The 16,969-nt window shown below is 51.9% G+C and carries 16 protein-coding genes, 1 pseudogene and 1 riboswitch; of the genes and pseudogenes, 8 read left to right on the top strand and 9 right to left on the bottom strand.

The window, feature by feature from the left end; translation table 11 throughout:
• Positions 1-38 precede the first annotated feature (38 nt).
• Positions 39-215, bottom strand: a complete 177-nt coding sequence (locus JQN59_RS03360) for a hypothetical protein (protein ID WP_071446370.1) — start codon at positions 213-215, stop codon at positions 39-41.
• Between the two features lie 396 nt (positions 216-611).
• Between JQN59_RS03360 and JQN59_RS03355 the strand changes: the two genes are divergently transcribed.
• The 3 genes from JQN59_RS03355 to dsbI are packed head-to-tail and all read left to right on the top strand — an operon-like array spanning position 612 to position 3,792.
• Positions 612-2,408 carry an aryl-sulfate sulfotransferase gene (locus JQN59_RS03355; RefSeq protein ID WP_048215529.1) on the top strand — a complete coding sequence of 599 codons (1,797 nt, stop codon included), beginning with the start codon at positions 612-614 and terminating at the stop codon, positions 2,406-2,408.
• A gap of 23 nt (positions 2,409-2,431) precedes the next feature.
• A complete protein-coding gene (locus tag JQN59_RS03350) occupies positions 2,432-3,100 on the top strand; it encodes a thiol:disulfide interchange protein DsbA/DsbL (protein ID WP_149608033.1) in 669 nt (222 codons plus the stop codon).
• A gap of 14 nt (positions 3,101-3,114) precedes the next feature.
• Entirely contained in the window at positions 3,115-3,792 is a 678-nt protein-coding gene (dsbI, locus tag JQN59_RS03345; RefSeq protein ID WP_048236780.1) for a protein-disulfide oxidoreductase DsbI, read from the top strand.
• Positions 3,793-3,876: 84 nt separating this feature from the next.
• Here the strand turns inward: dsbI and ribB are convergent, their stop codons facing one another.
• Entirely contained in the window at positions 3,877-4,530 is a 654-nt protein-coding gene (gene ribB, locus JQN59_RS03340) for a 3,4-dihydroxy-2-butanone-4-phosphate synthase (protein ID WP_003828424.1), read from the bottom strand.
• Positions 4,531-4,636: 106 nt separating this feature from the next.
• A riboswitch (FMN riboswitch) is annotated at positions 4,637-4,786 on the bottom strand.
• Between the two features lie 132 nt (positions 4,787-4,918).
• Here ribB and ubiK point away from each other — a divergent pair.
• Entirely contained in the window at positions 4,919-5,215 is a 297-nt protein-coding gene (gene ubiK, locus JQN59_RS03335) for a ubiquinone biosynthesis accessory factor UbiK (RefSeq protein ID WP_048215526.1), read from the top strand.
• A gap of 33 nt (positions 5,216-5,248) precedes the next feature.
• Here the strand turns inward: ubiK and glgS are convergent, their stop codons facing one another.
• Positions 5,249-5,455 (bottom strand): cell surface composition regulator GlgS, encoded by a 207-nt coding sequence (gene glgS / locus JQN59_RS03330; protein ID WP_008785836.1) that lies wholly within the window; start codon positions 5,453-5,455, stop codon positions 5,249-5,251.
• A 128-nt stretch (positions 5,456-5,583) separates the two neighbouring features.
• On the opposite strand from glgS, the pseudogene JQN59_RS26890 reads away from it, so the two are divergent.
• Positions 5,584-5,712, top strand: a pseudogene (locus JQN59_RS26890) (hypothetical protein); the annotation flags it as partial.
• Positions 5,713-5,823: 111 nt separating this feature from the next.
• Here the strand turns inward: JQN59_RS26890 and hldE are convergent.
• The 3 genes from hldE to JQN59_RS03315 all read right to left on the bottom strand — a co-directional run bounded on the left by hldE (position 5,824) and on the right by JQN59_RS03315 (position 11,584).
• Entirely contained in the window at positions 5,824-7,257 is a 1,434-nt protein-coding gene (hldE, locus tag JQN59_RS03325) for a bifunctional D-glycero-beta-D-manno-heptose-7-phosphate kinase/D-glycero-beta-D-manno-heptose 1-phosphate adenylyltransferase HldE (RefSeq protein WP_128611689.1), read from the bottom strand.
• A gap of 59 nt (positions 7,258-7,316) precedes the next feature.
• Positions 7,317-10,157 carry a bifunctional [glutamate--ammonia ligase]-adenylyl-L-tyrosine phosphorylase/[glutamate--ammonia-ligase] adenylyltransferase gene (gene glnE / locus JQN59_RS03320; RefSeq protein ID WP_149608034.1) on the bottom strand — a complete coding sequence of 947 codons (2,841 nt, stop codon included), beginning with the start codon at positions 10,155-10,157 and terminating at the stop codon, positions 7,317-7,319.
• A gap of 125 nt (positions 10,158-10,282) precedes the next feature.
• Positions 10,283-11,584, bottom strand: a complete 1,302-nt coding sequence (locus JQN59_RS03315; protein ID WP_048215523.1) for a CYTH domain-containing protein — start codon at positions 11,582-11,584, stop codon at positions 10,283-10,285.
• Positions 11,585-11,825: 241 nt separating this feature from the next.
• On the opposite strand from JQN59_RS03315, the gene JQN59_RS03310 reads away from it, so the two are divergent.
• Together JQN59_RS03310 and JQN59_RS03305 are read left to right on the top strand one after the other, a co-directional pair.
• Positions 11,826-12,446 (top strand): TIGR04211 family SH3 domain-containing protein, encoded by a 621-nt coding sequence (locus JQN59_RS03310; RefSeq protein WP_003828434.1) that lies wholly within the window; start codon positions 11,826-11,828, stop codon positions 12,444-12,446.
• Positions 12,447-12,508: 62 nt separating this feature from the next.
• On the top strand, positions 12,509-13,744 hold the full coding sequence (locus JQN59_RS03305) for a multifunctional CCA addition/repair protein (protein ID WP_048215522.1): 1,236 nt from the start codon (positions 12,509-12,511) through the stop codon (positions 13,742-13,744).
• A 109-nt stretch (positions 13,745-13,853) separates the two neighbouring features.
• On the opposite strand, the gene bacA is transcribed toward JQN59_RS03305, so the two are convergent.
• Entirely contained in the window at positions 13,854-14,672 is an 819-nt protein-coding gene (gene bacA / locus JQN59_RS03300) for an undecaprenyl-diphosphate phosphatase (RefSeq protein ID WP_003828439.1), read from the bottom strand.
• An 86-nt stretch (positions 14,673-14,758) separates the two neighbouring features.
• Positions 14,759-15,127: a bifunctional dihydroneopterin aldolase/7,8-dihydroneopterin epimerase gene (folB, locus tag JQN59_RS03295; protein ID WP_003024659.1), complete on the bottom strand. Its 369-nt coding sequence runs from the start codon at positions 15,125-15,127 to the stop codon at positions 14,759-14,761.
• A gap of 106 nt (positions 15,128-15,233) precedes the next feature.
• On the opposite strand from folB, the gene plsY reads away from it, so the two are divergent.
• Complete coding sequence (plsY, locus tag JQN59_RS03290) at positions 15,234-15,851, top strand: glycerol-3-phosphate 1-O-acyltransferase PlsY (protein ID WP_003828443.1); 618 nt, start codon at positions 15,234-15,236, stop codon at positions 15,849-15,851.
• Between the two features lie 31 nt (positions 15,852-15,882).
• On the opposite strand, the gene ttdR is transcribed toward plsY, so the two are convergent.
• Complete coding sequence (ttdR, locus tag JQN59_RS03285) at positions 15,883-16,824, bottom strand: L-tartrate utilization transcriptional activator TtdR (protein ID WP_149608035.1); 942 nt, start codon at positions 16,822-16,824, stop codon at positions 15,883-15,885.
• Positions 16,825-16,969: the final 145 nt, after the last annotated feature.

The raw sequence follows: 16,969 nt of genomic DNA, 5'->3' as shown, positions 1-16,969 counted from the left end.
TTTACAGCATCCGCTCATCCATAGCAGAATATAAAGGACTAATCCTGTTCCTTAACCGCGCTGTTATCTTCACCAGAGCGGCGAAAGAGTTTGTTTCGCGCTTCAAGTAAGGCATCTCTGTCCTGGCGGAATGCCCGACAATAACGTTTCATATGGCAATAATACCCCACCGCAACAAGTGCAATTAATACAATCCAATACCAGGCAATAAACATTCTTTTACCCTTAAAATTTAACATCATTAAACATTTAACGTTAAAATTTTACACAAACTTATTCTGACATACTCATATAGTGGCATATTTCACAAACAAATATATGATTTCGATCATATAAATCAGCGGCTACGCTATTAGCCAAACTCGTTATAAACAATTAAAACAATGTCGACAAGATCACACTACGCAATAATAAATATTGTTCTTAAAATATCTCACTCATACTATCAAAAAAATAATAAAAATTAGCTCCTGCAGAATAATACATTTCATCAATATTAATTAAGGCATTACAAAAATAGTATTAGCAATGCTGCTTTATTTTATCAAAACAGTAAAAACATAATATATTCAGCAAGATTATATTTATAGGTAATATAAGGAGATATATCCATGTTTACACAATACCGAAAAACACTTCTGGCAGGGACTCTGGCACTGACATTTGGATTAGCAGCAGGAAACTCTCTTGCCGCTGGTTTTCAACCGGCCCAACCTGCAGGAAAATTGGGCGCAATAGTAGTTGACCCTTATGGAAATGCCCCGCTTACTGCGCTGGTTGAATTAGATAGCCACGTTATTTCAGATGTTAAAGTTACCGTCCATGGTAAAGGTGAAAAAGGCGTTCCGGTGACTTATACCGTCGGCAAAGAGTCACTCGCCACGTACGATGGCATTCCTATTTTTGGCCTTTATCAAAAGTTCGCAAATAAGGTAACCGTTGAATATAAAGAAAACGGTAAGGCCATGAAAGATGATTATGTGGTGCAAACTTCCGCCATCGTAAATCACTACATGGATAACCGCTCTATATCTGATTTACAGCAAACAAAAGTGATTAAAGTAGCACCGGGTTTTGAAGATCGTCTTTATCTGGTGAATACCCACACCTTTACCCCGCAGGGTGCAGAATTCCACTGGCATGGCGAAAAAGATAAAAATGCCGGCATCCTGGATGCGGGTCCTGCTGGCGGAGCACTCCCCTTTGATATCGCACCCTTTACCTTTGTCGTCGATACGGAAGGTGAATATCGGTGGTGGCTGGATCAGGACACCTTCTATGACGGCCATGACATGGATATCAACAAGCGCGGCTACCTGATGGGTATTCGTGAAACACCGCGAGGCACCTTTACCGCCGTCCAGGGCCAGCACTGGTATGAATTCGATATGCTGGGGCAAGTTCTGGCCGACCATAAGCTGCCACGCGGATTCCTGGATGCTTCACATGAGTCGGTCGAAACAGTGAACGGCACCGTACTGCTACGCGTAGGTAAACGCGATTACCGCAAAGAAGATGGCCTTCACGTACATACCATCCGCGACCAGATTATTGAAGTCGATAAATCTGGACGTGTTGTTGACGTATGGGATCTGACACAAATTCTCGACCCGATGCGTGACGCGCTGCTGGGTGCTCTGGACGCAGGCGCGGTATGCGTCAACGTGGATCTCGCTCATGCAGGCCAACAGGCAAAACTAGAGCCAGATACCCCCTATGGTGACGCCCTCGGCGTTGGTGCGGGCCGTAACTGGGCTCACGTAAACTCCATTGCCTATGACGCTAAAGATGACTCCATCATTCTTTCTTCCCGCCATCAGGGTGTCGTCAAAATCGGTCGCGATAAACAGGTGAAATGGATCCTGGCACCGTCTAAAGGCTGGAATAAGGCGCTGGCAAGCAAACTGTTAAAACCGGTTGATGATAAGGGCAACGCGCTGAAGTGTGATGAAAACGGTAAGTGCGAGAATACTGATTTCGATTTTACCTACACCCAACACACCGCCTGGCTCTCCAGCAAAGGAACGCTAACCATCTTTGACAATGGCGATGGCCGTGGACTCGAACAACCGGCTCTACCAACAATGAAATACTCCCGATTCGTCGAATATAAAATTGACGAGAAAAAAGGAACCGTTCAGCAAGTTTGGGAATACGGGAAAGAGCGCGGTTATGATTTCTACAGTCCTATCACGTCGGTAATTGAATATCAAAAAGACCGCGACACGATGTTTGGATTTGGTGGTTCTATTAATTTATTTGACGTTGGACAGCCAACCATCGGCAAAATCAACGAAATTGACTACAAAACAAAAGAAGTCAAAGTCGAAATTGATGTCCTTTCCGATAAACCAAACCAAACGCACTACCGCGCATTACTGGTTCGCCCACAACAAATGTTTAAATAATTTCGTTAGATTAAGGATTAATTATGTCATCTAAATGGATTACTTCATTATTTAAAAGCGTGGTATTAACGGTAGCGCTGGTATCACCATTTGCAGCATCGGCTTTTACTGAAGGTACTGACTATATGGTGCTGGAGAAACCGATTCCCAATGCTGATAAAACGTTGATCAAAGTATTCAGCTACGCCTGCCCATTCTGCTACAAATATGATAAAGCCGTAACCGGCCCGGTGTCAGATAAAGTTGCCGATCTCGTCGCCTTCACACCGTTTCATCTCGAGACCAAAGGAGAATACGGCAAACAGGCCAGTGAAGTATTTGCAGTAATGATTGCTAAGGATCAGGCCGCAGGAATTTCATTGTTTGATGCCAAATCACAGTTCAAAAAAGCTAAGTTTGCTTACTACACTGCCTACCACGATAAGAAAGAACGCTGGTCTGACGGTAAAGATCCCGCTTCATTCATCAAAACAGGACTGGACGCTGCAGGTATGAGTCAAGCAGACTTCGAGAGCGCCTTAAAAGAACCCGTAGTCCAGGAGACACTGGAAAAATGGAAAGCGGCTTATGATGTTGCCAAAATCCAGGGGGTTCCGGCTTACGTCGTCAATGGTAAGTACCTGATCTACACCAAAAGCATCAAATCGATTGATTCCATGGCTGAGCTTGTCAGAGAGCTGGCGACAAAATAAACAGGGAACCGGCTATGGATTTTATCAAAGGATTGTGGCGAGACTTATGTACCGCACCGGTTAATACCCTGGTGAGATGGCAGGAGCGACGCTTTTTGTGGTTGCTAATGGCTTGTGCCATGGGTGGGTTAATTATTCTGGCGCACTCGTTCTTCCAAATCTATCTCTACATGGCCCCTTGCGAGCAATGTGTATACATCCGCTTTGCCATGTTTGTGATGGTTTTCGGTGGGCTGATCGCGGCAATAAACCCTAAAAACCTCATTCTAAAACTGGTCGGCTGCATTGCGGCATTTTATGGCAGCATTATGGGCATTAAGTTCTCTATCAAACTTAATGGCATTCATTATGCGGTACATAACCCGGACCCGGATTCGCTCTTTGGCGTACAGGGATGTTCCACCGATCCGACATTCCCTTTCAATTTGCCGCTGGCAAACTGGGCTCCAGAATGGTTTAAGCCCACTGGAGATTGCGGCTATGACGCACCTGTCGTTCCTGATGGCGTGGCGCTTAGCAGTATGCAAAAGTGGTTTGTCGATCTGTACCAGCAGTCCGAAGGCTGGTATCTGCTCCCGCCATGGCATTTTATGAATATGGCGCAGGCTTGCCTGCTCGCTTTTGGTTTATGTTTAGTGCTGTTGCTGGTAATGAGCGGAGCCTGGGCACTTAAACTGGCCAGAAAAAAATAGCCAGGTTGTAATAACAAAAAACCGAAGTCAGAAAACTGACTTCGGTTTTTTTATCCCTACCACGGTTGTCGCGGTAGTCAGCAATTAGCTGGCTTTGCGCTCATGCGCCTGACGGTAAGCCACCAGGTCTTCGATAGTCACTACAGCCATATTATGCTTACCGGCAAATTCGATGCACTCTGGCGCACGGGCCATGGTGCCGTCATCATTGGTCAGTTCGCACAGCACACCGGCTGGTTTAAACCCTGCCAGCGTCATCAGGTCGATGGTTGCTTCAGTATGACCACCGCGGGTCAACACGCCGCCTGCCTGAGCACGCAGCGGGAAAACGTGCCCTGGACGGTTAAGATCGGAAGGTTTTGCGCCATCCTTAATTGCCGCACGCACCGTTGTAACACGGTCTGCTGCGGAAACGCCGGTGGTTACCCCTTCTGCGGCTTCAATGGTCACGGTAAAACCGGTACCGTAAGCGCTGGTGTTATTTTCCACCATCATTGGCAGATCGAGCTGTTTGCGTCGGTCTTCAGTGATGCACAGGCATACAATACCGCTACCGTGACGGATGGTCAGCGCCATCTGTTCTACGGTCATGGTTTCTGCCGGGAAAATCATATCGCCTTCGTTTTCACGGTCTTCGTCGTCAAGCACCATTACACCGCGTCCTTCACGCAGCGCAGACAGCGCATGTTCAACACGTTCGAAAGGCGTACCAAAAGAGGAAAGTAGCGTCTGATTCATGGTAAAAAAACCTCACTAAAATTATGGTTACCAGAATCAGGGCAGTCTTAGGAGTACCGTCTAAGCGGCAAAAAAATAACGTGAGCGGGTCCATGCCCGACTGGATCGTTACTCTCTCCCATCCGGACTCTAACCGTCGGCCCCGGAATTACACCGGATCTGCTGACCTTTTTGCCGTAACAAAAAGCGCTCGCGGGCTTTCAACATCAGTTGATTTACCGCCGGTGGGGAATTTCGCCCCGCCCTGAGAATAAGCGGGTTAACTATAACGCTATTGATTACCTTCATCAACGCCTTTACTCGTCTTAGCTTCACACAATTCTGGTTTATGCCTGTGCCAGTTCGCACTACAATAGGCAGCAACACGTACCAGTTCAGGGAAACCACAATGATTGACCCGAAAAAAATTGAGCAGATTGCTCGTCAGGTTCACGAGTCGATGCCGAAAGGGATCCGCGAGTTTGGCGAAGACGTCGAGAAGAAAATTCGTCAAACGCTGCAGTCACAACTGACCCGTCTGGATCTGGTAAGCCGCGAAGAATTCGATGTACAGACTCAGGTTTTATTGCGCACGCGCGAAAAGCTGGCGCTGCTTGAGCAACGTCTGACTGAGCTTGAATCACGTGATAAAACGGCAGAAGTTAAGCCAGCCCCCGCGATCCCATCAGTTGATCCGCAAGAGTAAAAACGACAACGGGCCGCAAGGCCCGTTTTTCTGTTAGTGTTCCAGTTCTAGCTTCCTGGCTTCCGTCGCCTGCTGGCAGTACAGCGCATAGCGTTTGCAAAACCAGCTACGATGTTCTTCATCCATATTCCCGGTTATCGCCTGGATATCAATGGGATGGCCCTCAGCCTGCATCCTGGCAAAACTACGGGCCAGGAAATCGAAATTGTTCAGTGAATACATATTGCTGTTCATGAGCATACCCTCCAGTTATTGAATATCTGCTAAGGCCATATGCTTTTTCTAATTTCAGTATTTCCCTGGATACGAAGTTATTCTGTACATATTGTGCGCAAATCTACTGCGCGGGTTCACAGTTTCCGACAACTCTTCCTTATCGTACACAAGCGCCGCTGATCGACTCGCTGTTAAGTGAAATTGGATTGTCCAGCGGTTCGCTGTCAGCACTGGCCGAGCTGTTAAAATCAGTGGAAAGTAGCGCTGTGGCTCAAGAATAAAACGTAAAAATGCCGGATGGCGACGCGAAAGCTTCTTATCCGGCCTACAAACGTTACGTCACGTAGGCCGGATAAGGTGTTTACACCGCCATCCGGCAAACTTTTCAGGTGTTATTTATCGCTGTCTTTCTGGATCTTATTGATGATATTAGTCGTGGAGCAGCCATCTTCGAAGTTCAGCACCAGCACTTCACCGCCGTTCGCCCACACCTCTTCACTGCCCGCAATCTGCTCCGGCTTATAGTCGCCGCCTTTGACCAGCAGATCCGGCAGAATGCCAGCAATCAGACGCTGCGGCGTATCTTCTTCAAAAGAGACCACCCAGTCGACGGATTCCAGCGCGCCCAGCACGATCATACGCTGTTCCAGCGGGTTGACTGGACGCGTTTCGCCTTTCAGACGTTTGGTCGAAGCATCGCTGTTTACCGCCACGATCAGACGATCGCCCAGCTTGCGCGCATTCGCCAGATAGGAAACGTGGCCCGCATGCAGGATGTCGAACACGCCGTTGGTCATTACCACTTTCTCGCCGCGCTTGCGGGCGCTGGCAACGGCCTGTTTCAGCTCAGATTCGCTCATCACGCCAAAGCCAGTATCGGCCCGACCGCGCACGGCGTTTTCCAGTTCAATCGGAGAAACGGTAGAGGTCCCCAGCTTACCGACGACAACACCGGCTGCGGCGTTAGCAAAATAGCACGCCTCTTCCAGTGAGTTACCCGCCGCCAGCGTCGCCGCCAGCACGCCGATAACCGTATCGCCTGCACCGGTCACGTCATACACTTCCTGCGCCTGCGTCGGCATATGCAGCGGCGATTTGCCCGGTTGCAGCAACGTCATCCCCTGCTCGGATCGCGTGATCAGCAGTGCGGAAAGGTCGAAATCAGCAATCACTTTCATGCCGCGTTCAACCAGTTCGTCTTCGCTTTTGCACTTACCGGCCACCGCTTCAAACTCAGACAGGTTCGGCGTCAGCAGCGTTGCGCCACGGTAGCGTTCAAAATCGGTTCCTTTCGGATCGATAAGCACCGGCACCCCAGCCTTACGCGCCAGAGCAATCATCTGCTGCACGCTTGCCAACGCGCCTTTGGCGTAGTCGGAGAGCACCAGAGCGCCGATAGAACCCAGCGCCTGGTTAATACGCTCGTGCAGCGGCTGCGGATCCACGCCTTCAAAACCTTCTTCGAAATCCAGGCGAATCAGCTGCTGGTTGCGGGAAAGCACGCGCAGTTTGGTGATCGTCGGATGGGTCGGCACGGAAACGAAATCGCATTTTACGTTCACATCCGCCAGCGTTTTGCTCAGCGCACGCGCCGCGTCGTCAATACCGGTCAGGCCCACCAGACGCGAATTCGCTCCCAGAGAGGCAATGTTCATCGCCACGTTTGCTGCGCCACCGGGACGTTCTTCGATGGTATCGACCTTCACCACCGGAACCGGCGCTTCAGGTGAAATACGGCTGGTAGGACCGTACCAGTAGCGATCCAGCATCACATCACCGACAACCATGACTCCTGCACGTTCAAACTCTGGCAGCGTTACTTTCATTCCTGTCTCCTGAGAGATTCTCTGAGGGTCTTAAAATTTGCGCGCGATAATAGCACACTTCACTCGGCAACCAGCCACTTCCGCCAGCTGTCACGCACCAGCGTACGTTCAGCGTCAAAGTGCTCCAGCGCCACATGGCCTGGAAGTTCCTGCAACGCAAGATGATGAAGTTCATCACGCAACGTCGTATAAGCACGGGTAAGCGCCAGCGCTTCCTGCTCGTCCATAATGTCGTTTTGCGCCAGTAATTCCAGAATGCGCACGTTATCCGACCAGCGCGTCAGCTTCGGTTTTTCATGCGCATAGCGCAGCACCAGATACTGCGTAATAAACTCAATATCTGTGATGCCGCCTTCATCCGCTTTGATATCAAAACGATCACGATGCTTATTACCCAAATGGGCACGCATTTTCTCACGCATTTCGCGCACCTCGGTCTGCAAAGTTTTCCCATCACGGACGAGGGTCATGATATCGCGACGAATCGCATCAAACTGAGAGGTCAACTGCGGGTCGCCGTACACTACGCGAGCACGCACCAGAGCCTGATGCTCCCATGTCCAGGCTTCGTTACGCTGATAATCGGCAAAAGCGTCAGCTGATGTCACCAGCATCCCCGCCGCTCCTGACGGACGCAAACGCGCATCCACTTCGTACAAAATACCGGACGAAGTACGGGTACTAAAGAGGTGCATAATGCGCTGCGCCAGACGCAGATAGAACTGTCGCCCGTCAATCTCACGCTCACCGTCCGTCATCACGTCCATCGGACAGTCATGCAGGAAGATCAAATCGAGATCCGAGCTGTAACCCAACTCCCAACCGCCCAGTTTGCCATAGCCGACGACGGCAAAACCACGCCCCTCGCGTTCGCTAAGATGAGTGGGTTGACCGTAGCGCGCGACCATCTGCGTCCACGCCTGCTGGACTACCGCATCAATAATAGCTTCCGCCAGCCAGGTTAAATGATCGCTCACCTTCATCACCGGCAGTGTACCGGCGATATCGGCCGCGGCAATACGCAGTAGCTGCGTTTGCTTAAACTGGCGCAGAGCCTCAAGTTGCTGCTCTTCGTCATCTTCCGGCACGCGCAGCAAATACTGGCGCAGCTCATCACGGTAAGCATCCGTCGCGGTAGGTTGATACAGGGTGTTCGGATCCAGCAGTTCATCGAGCAACAGCGGATACCGCGCCAGCTGGCTGGCGACCATCGGCGAGGCCGCACAGAGCGAAATCAGATGCTTCAGCGCCCCGGGGAATTCGCTCAGCAGTTCCAGATAGGTCGTACGGGTAACGATCCCCACCAGCAGAGGGGTAATGCGCGATAGCGGGACTGAGGCGTCGTCACGCGTACAGACATCGCTCAGCAGATGCGGCATTAAATGATCCAGCACCTGGCGTCCGCGTGGGCCAATGGTGCGTTTATCCAGCTCTTTGCGGAAATCAGCAATCAGAGACAGCACGCGCCGGCGATCGTCATCCGCCAGATGCGTCAGCACCGGCGTGGTGTCATCTTCCTGTAATGCATCCTGCCACAGTTCGCGCCACTGTTCTGAGAGCGACTCTTCCTGGCTTTCAGCTTCGTCATCGCCAATCAGCTCGTTAAATACCCGGCGTACGTTGTCCATATGATTGGCAAGCACATCAGTTAATTGCTGCCAGTCATCAACGTTCATCCCCCACGCCAGCCGCGCGCGATTCAGTTCATCGCCTGGCAGCGTTTGGGTCTGTTCATCATTGATGCTTTGCAGCAGGTTTTCCAGGCGGCGTAAATAGAGATAGGCTGCTCGCAGTTGTTCCGTATCGGTATCAGACAGCAGGTGCAGCGCATTGATGGCGCTAAGCGTCGGTAACAGCGAGCGGGATTGCAGCGACGGTTCACGTCCGCCGCGAATCAGCTGGAATACCTGCACGATAAATTCGATTTCGCGAATACCGCCCGCCCCCAGCTTGATGTTGTCTTTCAGACCACGGCGGCGCACTTCACGCGCAATCATCCCTTTCATGTTACGCAACGACTGGATCACGCTGAAATCAATATAGCGACGGAAAACAAAAGGCCGCAGCATGGCACGAAGCTCGCTGACGTAAGTGCCGTCGGCATCGCCCATAATGCGGGCTTTGACCATCGCATAGCGTTCCCAGTCGCGCCCTTGCTCCTGGTAATAATCCTCCAGCGCAGAGAAGCTCAGTACCAACGGACCGCTGTCACCAAACGGGCGTAAACGCATATCCACCCGATAGACAAACCCATCCATTGTGGGCTGATCTAATACCTTAATGAGCCGCTGGCCCATACGGGTAAAGAACTGGGCGTTATCCAGCTCGCGTCGCCCGCCCTGTGTGCTGCCATGTTCTGGCCAGGCAAAAATCAGGTCGATATCGGAGGAAAAATTCAGCTCGCCGCCACCCAGTTTCCCCATGCCTAAAATCAGCAGCGGCTGCGCCACACCTTCAGGATTACAGGGCGTACCCCATTCGCGACAGCAGGCGGCGTATAACCAGTCACGCGCGGCGACGATCAACGTTTCAGCCAGATGGCTTAGCTGCTGCAAAATACTCTCTTCAGTCACCAGCGACAGCGTCTGTGCCCAGGCGATACGCACCATAATGCGACGGCGAAACAGGCGTAACTCACGCATCAGCGTGTTTTCATCACTAACGTCAGCCAATGTTTGCTGTAACCAGTCGGCATAGTGTTGCCATTCATCCGCCAGGGGTGGAGCGCTTTCCAGCTCAGACAGCCATTCGGGATGGGCAATAATGCTGTCACGGACAAAATCGCTGAATGTAAGTACTGACTTCGCCTGAACGCTAAGCGAGGACTCAGATATTGCTGCTGGCAACCGCTCAACAACGGTCGGCCAGTACTGCTGTAACGGTGAAGAGAGCTGCTTCATTTACGGGTTATCCTTTGAATGGTGCCGGATGCGTCTTTTCGCCTTATCCGGCCTACATGACAGTTACACACATCGCGTAGGCCTGATAAGCGCAGCGCCATCAGGCATCCCGGCCTCGGCCCTGATTATCGTTTTCCGCTGTGCAGCCAGAACGGTTCCAGTGCAATTGCCTCGTTACGGAAGTGTTCAATTTCAATATATTGGTTGGCCGCAATGGCGTGGCGCAAACCCTGCCAGTTGGCGATCCATTCTGATGCGACATTTTCATCGTAGTATCCCGCCAGCATCAGCATGCTATCAATGTTGCGCGTCAAACGTGGAAGCTGATCGGCGTACTGATCGCCCAGCGGCTGCGCAAAAGCGGTTTTCAGCTCAGCGGCATGGCGTGAAAGATGGGTATCCGAGAAACGCTTAAAGGAGTCGGCAATTTTTCCCTGCGCCTTCGCATCAAGGAACGGCTGCCATCCTTTGGTCACCAGCCATTCGGTCAGCGCCAGCTTGGCCATTGCCGTTTGCGTGCTGTAAACCGCCGAAACAGCAGAAACATCCGACGAAATGATCGCTTCCGACTGGGTCAACAAATCACGTAAGTGAGCGCTCGCTTTTCGCGGCACATTACCGCCAAACAGCATCAGAATGTGACGCACCAGGCCCATAGCCGCCAGCACCTCGGCTTTCGCCCCTTTAACGCCGCGCACCCACAGCTCTTCATGGTACTGCCACTGTGATAATGCTAGCTCCAGCGCCGCTTCCAGCCCCTGCTCAATACTCGCTTTCGCCGGAACTTTCAAAATGCGTGTCGGTTTGAGTTCGCGCGGCGCATTCCCCTGAGCCAGGTGATAACCGCGCGCTGCTTTGCTCAAGCTACCCTGGCGTAAACCAGTTTGCGAAACCAGCTGGTTTGCCAGCTTCAGTACCGCACGGGTATCGCCGCTTAGCAGTTCAAGTTCAAGCTCACAGATAGGTTCTGCAAACTCGCCCGCTTTCACCTCCCCCAGATCGAGGGCCATTTCAATCCGGCTGCCATCAACATCAACCAACCATTTCTCACGGTAAAAATCGGTGCTAAACAACGGCTGCACTTGAGAAGCAAGTTCAGCAGGCAGCTCGCCGTCAGGCCAGACTTCCGTTGGGAACAAGGTGAGGTCCAGCTCAGGCGCGTTTAGCGCAACGTTATATTCCGGCCGCTGGTGCAGTCCGCCCGTCACGCGTCCGGCAATTTTCATGGTCATTTCGTAATGACCATTTTCACCGCGAATACGCAGCCCCATATCGTGACCACGCAACCACGCATCCGGTGTTTCGTAGTAGATATTCAGCAACTGACTGGGCGCATGATGCTCTCCCCCCAGCGTATTCAGACGTTCACGTAGCGCATCTACAGCGTCACTATTGACGATAAATTTTAATTCGATTTCCTGGGCCATGGTCTTGTACTTATGGGTTATGTCACAGTTGAGAAAACTGACTGCGAACTAAGTTCGTTCTTTATGGTCAGTAGATAGTATTTTGCGCCAAATTGCCATGCAACGAGCAATTTGACGGGCGTAAAAGTTTCGAGTGGTGGCAAAAAGGACACAGATGATTCCGATTGATGTCGAATGCTTTGCGTAGAGACACTGATGCCACTACTATCGTTCCACTTTCTATGACAATAACGACAGCCTGATGCCAAAATTACGCCTGATTGGATTAACTTTACTCGCACTTAGCGCCACTGCAGTCTCTCATGCCGAAGAAAAGCGCTATGTCTCTGACGAACTGAACACCTGGGTCCGCAGCGGTCCGGGAGATAATTATCGCCTCGTGGGTACGGTTAACGCCGGCGAGGAAGTCACGCTATTACAGACCGATGCCAACACTAACTACGGCCAGGTGAAAGACAGCACCGGTCGTACCGCCTGGATCCCGCTGAAAGAGCTGAACAGTACGCCGAGCCTGCGTACCCGCGTTCCCGACCTGGAAAACCAGGTTAAGACCTTGACCGATAAGCTCAATAATATCGATACCACGTGGAACCAGCGCACCGCCGATATGCAGCAAAAGGTCGCGCAAAGCGACAGCGTGATCGACGGACTGAAACAAGAAAACCAGAAGCTGAAAAACGAGCTTATCGTGGCGCAAAAGAAGGTCAGCGCAGCCAACCTTCAGCTTGATGACAAACAGCGCACCATCATCATGCAGTGGTTTATGTACGGTGGCGGCGTGTTGGGTCTTGGTCTGCTGCTCGGCCTGGTTCTGCCACACATGATCCCAAGCCGTAAACGCAAAGATCGCTGGATGAACTGAATCGCCTTCTCCGCCACACTGACATATGATTAAGGGATCATAGTTTTCAAAAGGAAAGTGGCGTGAAGATTTATCTGGTCGGTGGTGCTGTTCGGGATGCGTTATTAGGGCTACCGATTAAAGATAAAGATTGGGTTGTTGTTGGCGCCACGCCGCAAGAGATGCTCGACGCGGGCTACCAGCAGGTAGGCCGCGATTTTCCCGTGTTTCTGCATCCGCAAACCCGCGAAGAGTATGCGCTGGCGCGTACCGAACGTAAGTCAGGCTCGGGGTATACCGGGTTCACCTGCTATGCCGCCGCAGATGTCACGCTGGAGGCCGATCTTCAGCGTCGTGACCTGACCATCAACGCAATCGCCCGCGATGACGACGGGGAGATTATCGACCCGTATAACGGACGCGACGATCTGGAAAACCGTCTGCTGCGCCATGTTTCATCTGCCTTTAGCGAAGATCCGCTGCGCGTGCTGCGCGTGGCGCGCTTTGCTGCCCGCTATGCGCACCTCGGTTTTCGTATCGCTGACGAAACCATGACGCTGATGCGTGACATGACCACCGCTGGTGAACTGGAGCATCTGACACCAGAGAGGGTGTGGAAAGAAACCGAAGGCGCATTAACCACCCGTAACCCACAGGTATTTTTCCAGGTCCTGCGCGACTGCGACGCACTGCGCGTCCTGTTTCCGGAAGTGGATGCTTTGTTTGGCGTTCCAGCCCCCGCACAGTGGCATCCGGAAATCGACACCGGCATTCACACGCTGATGACGCTGTCGATGGCAGCCATGTTAAGTCCGGAAGTCGACGTGCGTTTTGCTACGCTGTGCCACGATCTTGGCAAGGCATTGACGCCTAAAGCGCTGTGGCCGCGCCATCATGGCCACGGTCCGGCAGGTGTTAAGCTTGTCGAACAACTGTGCCAGCGCCTGCGCGTGCCGAATGACATCCGTGATTTAGCCAAACTGGTTTCCGAGTTCCACGACCTCATTCATACCTTCCCGATCCTGCAGCCGAAAACCATCGTTAAGCTGTTTGATTCCATCGATGCCTGGCGCAAACCGCAGCGCGTGGAGCAAATCGCCCTCACCAGCGAGGCCGATGTGCGTGGGCGAACCGGTTTTGAAGCGGCAGATTATCCGCAAGGCAGGCTGTTGCGCGAAGCCTGGCAGGTTGCGCAGGCGGTGCCAACGAAAGACGTGGTTGAAGCTGGATTCAAAGGTCAGGCAATTCGTGAAGAACTGACCCGACGTCGCATCGCGGCGGTAGCCAGTTGGAAGGAGCAGCGTTGCCCGAAAGCTTAGACACTGCGTTGCCGAATGCGCTGTGCTTATCCGGCCTACAGGTTCGAAACAGATATAACCCGTAGGCCGGATAAGGCAGAACGCCGCCATCCGGCACCACGGTAAGTCATCAGAAGAACACGACGTAAACGGCAGCCGCCACAATAAAGCGGTAAATCGCAAACGGAATAAACGAGATGCGTTTAATCAGTTGCAGGAAGGTTTTGATCGCCACCAGCGCCACGATAAACGCCGTCACAAATCCGACTGCAAACATCGGGATATCTGATGCGCTGAGGAAAGACCAGCTCTTGTAGAGATCCAGCGCCGTCGCGCCCATCATCATCGGCACGGCCAGCAGGAAGGAGAATTCAGAGGCCGCGTAACGACTCACGCCCATCAGCATGCCGCCAGAAATCGTCGCCCCGGAGCGAGAAAAACCCGGCCACAGCGCCAGACACTGGAAACAGCCAATCATAAACGCCTGGCGATAGGTCATATCATCCAGCCCCGGCGCACGCGGTTCTTTCGGCTTCAGGCATTCTGCGGCAATCAACAGTACACCACCCACCACCAGCGCATACATCACGTTGATCGGGTTAAACAGCGATTTGATGGTGTCGTGGAAGATTAGCCCCAGTACCACGGCTGGAATCATCCCCAACAGGATATGTCCCAGCGTCAGTCGACCTTTGCCAGTGCCTTCATGCGGAGCCTTGCCGAAGTGTATGCCGATCAGGCCAAACAGACGTCGCCAGAACATCACCACAACTGCCAGGATAGAACCTAACTGGATAACCACTTCGAATGTTTTTGCAGTGTCACCCTCAAAACCCAACAGGTGGCCAACAATAATCATATGGCCGGTACTGGAAACGGGTAAAAATTCCGTCAATCCTTCGACCACACCCAAAATTGCCGCCACCAGCAGCGAGTGCATATCACTCATTAATAAACCCCTAGATAGAGAAACCACGGCAAAAAAGAGCCGACGAAAGGACCCTTTTATACCCGTTTGTTTTAGAAATTATTAAATTAATTATTTTCTTTCAGATTATTGCCACGCTCAATGATAACCCCGACGTTCGCCGCACGGGCTACCGCGCCAGGTTTACTGAGTTTGATCCGTACCCAGGGAGAATTAAAGCGGCTAAGCAGGAGATCTGCCACCTCTTCCGCAACCCGTTCTACCAGCGCAAAGCGCCCACCTTCCACATGATTAACAACCGTTTGAGCAATATCAGCATAGCTCAGGCAATCAGCCACATCATCGCTTTTAGCCGATTTGCGGTTATCCCATGCCATTTCGATATCGAACACCAACCGTTGTTCGATCGTTTGTTCCCAGTCGTAAACACCAATAGTGGTGATTACAGAAAGTTGCTCTATAAATACAATATCCATCACGACCTGCCTGCTTTTTGGCTAACCCGGATACCACTTCCGGCGAAATATGCGTATTATCCACAGAAGTAGCGTTTTACACGACATTTTCAAAACGGAACAGCTTATGAGTGCAATCGCGCCTGGAATGATTATCTTCGCGTACCTCTGTGGCTCAATTTCCAGTGCTATTCTGGTATGCCGCCTTGCTGGATTGCCGGACCCGCGCGACAGCGGCTCTGGGAATCCGGGCGCGACAAACGTGCTGCGCATCGGTGGCAAGGGAGCCGCCGTCGCGGTACTGATTTTCGACGTCCTGAAAGGTATGTTACCCGTCTGGGGTGCCTATGCGCTAGGCGTCAGCCCCTTCTGGCTGGGATTGATCGCAATCGCCGCCTGTCTGGGCCACATTTGGCCGGTGTTCTTCGGCTTTAAAGGTGGGAAAGGCGTTGCCACAGCCTTTGGCGCGATTGCGCCGATTGGTTGGGACTTAACTGGCGTGATGGCAGGGACCTGGCTGCTGACCGTCCTGTTGAGCGGCTACTCGTCGTTAGGCGCTATCGTCAGCGCGTTGATCGCCCCTTTTTACGTCTGGTGGTTCAATCCCCAGTTCACTTTTCCGGTGTCCATGCTGTCGTGCTTAATTCTGCTACGTCACCATGACAACATTCAGCGTCTGTGGCGTCGTCAGGAGCCGAAGATCTGGACCAAACTGAAGAAAAAACGCGAACGAGACCCCGAGTGAATTTATTGTCGGATAGCGACGCAACGGCGTCTTATCCGGCGTGGGGGATGTGATACCCCTCCACCGGTTTGCCTAATCGGTTCTGACACCACGTCGCCAGAAATTCCACGCACACGCGCAGCTTCACGCTGCGACACAGCGGCTCCTGATAAACCGCCCAGATATTAGCGCTCTGCGCATAGTCCGGCAGCACACGCACCAGTTCACCGCTGGCCAGAAACGGCTGCACATCCCATTCAGAACGCAGCATGATCCCTTTTCCCTGTAGCGCCCACTGCAACACAATCTCACCGCTGTTAGAGGAAAGATGTCCCGCCACCTTGACCGACTTTTTCTCCTGACCATTGTCCAGTTCCCACACCCCGTGAGTCATATCGCGTTCTTTGGTGACCAGACAATCATGACGACTTAATTCCTGTAACGTCATCGGCTCACCGTATTTTTGTAAATACGGTGGGGCCGCACACAATATTCTTTTGTTTTTCGTTAACAAATGCGCAATATAATAATCCGGTATCTCGTCATTAATACGAATATCTAAATCGATATTATCCTGCGCCAAATCAATTTGCCGATCGTAAAGCTCAAAATGCACCTGTAATTCAGGGTAGCTATGCATCAGTTCGGTAATTGCCGGTGCAATATAACTGCGCCCAAAGCCAAAACTACAGCCGATACGAATCATCCCTGCCGGGCGCGTTTTGAGTTGCGTGACGTCATCGACCAGATGCTGATAGCCCGCGAGGATCGCCTGCGCATGTTCATAGCAACGTTGACCACTCTCCGTGAGCGCTACACCACGCGCAGAGCGGCTTAGCAGCGTCGTCCCAAGCGTGGACTCTAGGATCTGAATGCGTTTTGTCACAAACGCCGGCGTTTGCCCCAGCGTCGCGGCGGCGGCGCTGAAGCTGCCGCTATGCACAATTTCAACCAACACCTGCAGGTCTTTCGCAAGGGGATACGTGTTCAGCATGATCGGTCTATCCGTAATGTTGTTCACCGCAGTGTAATTCTCTCATGCGTCTTAAACCCTGCCTTTGCGCAATTTTTATTGCCTTATCCGGACATCATTCACGAACTGTTAATTAGATATTCACAGTGGCAAATAATATTAATCC

The sequence above is a fragment of the Citrobacter sp. B72 genome, from assembly GCF_016894305.1.
GTDB lineage: Bacteria > Pseudomonadota > Gammaproteobacteria > Enterobacterales > Enterobacteriaceae > Citrobacter > Citrobacter portucalensis.
Note: the sequence above shows the minus strand (reverse complement) of the source record. Positions and strands in the feature narration are given on the sequence as shown.

Excerpts from the sequence above, each read along its gene's own strand:
- JQN59_RS03360 (WP_071446370.1), bottom strand. The coding sequence starts at position 215 with ATGTTTATTGCCTGGTATTGGATTGTATTAATTGCACTTGTTGCGGTG.
- JQN59_RS03355 (WP_048215529.1), top strand. The coding sequence starts at position 612 with ATGTTTACACAATACCGAAAAACACTTCTGGCAGGGACTCTGGCACTG.
- JQN59_RS03350 (WP_149608033.1), top strand. The coding sequence starts at position 2,432 with ATGTCATCTAAATGGATTACTTCATTATTTAAAAGCGTGGTATTAACG.
- dsbI (WP_048236780.1), top strand. The coding sequence starts at position 3,115 with ATGGATTTTATCAAAGGATTGTGGCGAGACTTATGTACCGCACCGGTT.
- ribB (WP_003828424.1), bottom strand. The coding sequence starts at position 4,530 with ATGAATCAGACGCTACTTTCCTCTTTTGGTACGCCTTTCGAACGTGTT.
- ubiK (WP_048215526.1), top strand. The coding sequence starts at position 4,919 with ATGATTGACCCGAAAAAAATTGAGCAGATTGCTCGTCAGGTTCACGAG.
- glgS (WP_008785836.1), bottom strand. The coding sequence starts at position 5,455 with ATGCTCATGAACAGCAATATGTATTCACTGAACAATTTCGATTTCCTG.
- hldE (WP_128611689.1), bottom strand. The coding sequence starts at position 7,257 with ATGAAAGTAACGCTGCCAGAGTTTGAACGTGCAGGAGTCATGGTTGTC.
- glnE (WP_149608034.1), bottom strand. The coding sequence starts at position 10,157 with ATGAAGCAGCTCTCTTCACCGTTACAGCAGTACTGGCCGACCGTTGTT.
- JQN59_RS03315 (WP_048215523.1), bottom strand. The coding sequence starts at position 11,584 with ATGGCCCAGGAAATCGAATTAAAATTTATCGTCAATAGTGACGCTGTA.
- JQN59_RS03310 (WP_003828434.1), top strand. The coding sequence starts at position 11,826 with ATGCCAAAATTACGCCTGATTGGATTAACTTTACTCGCACTTAGCGCC.
- bacA (WP_003828439.1), bottom strand. The coding sequence starts at position 14,672 with ATGAGTGATATGCACTCGCTGCTGGTGGCGGCAATTTTGGGTGTGGTC.
- folB (WP_003024659.1), bottom strand. The coding sequence starts at position 15,127 with ATGGATATTGTATTTATAGAGCAACTTTCTGTAATCACCACTATTGGT.
- plsY (WP_003828443.1), top strand. The coding sequence starts at position 15,234 with ATGAGTGCAATCGCGCCTGGAATGATTATCTTCGCGTACCTCTGTGGC.
- ttdR (WP_149608035.1), bottom strand. The coding sequence starts at position 16,824 with ATGCTGAACACGTATCCCCTTGCGAAAGACCTGCAGGTGTTGGTTGAA.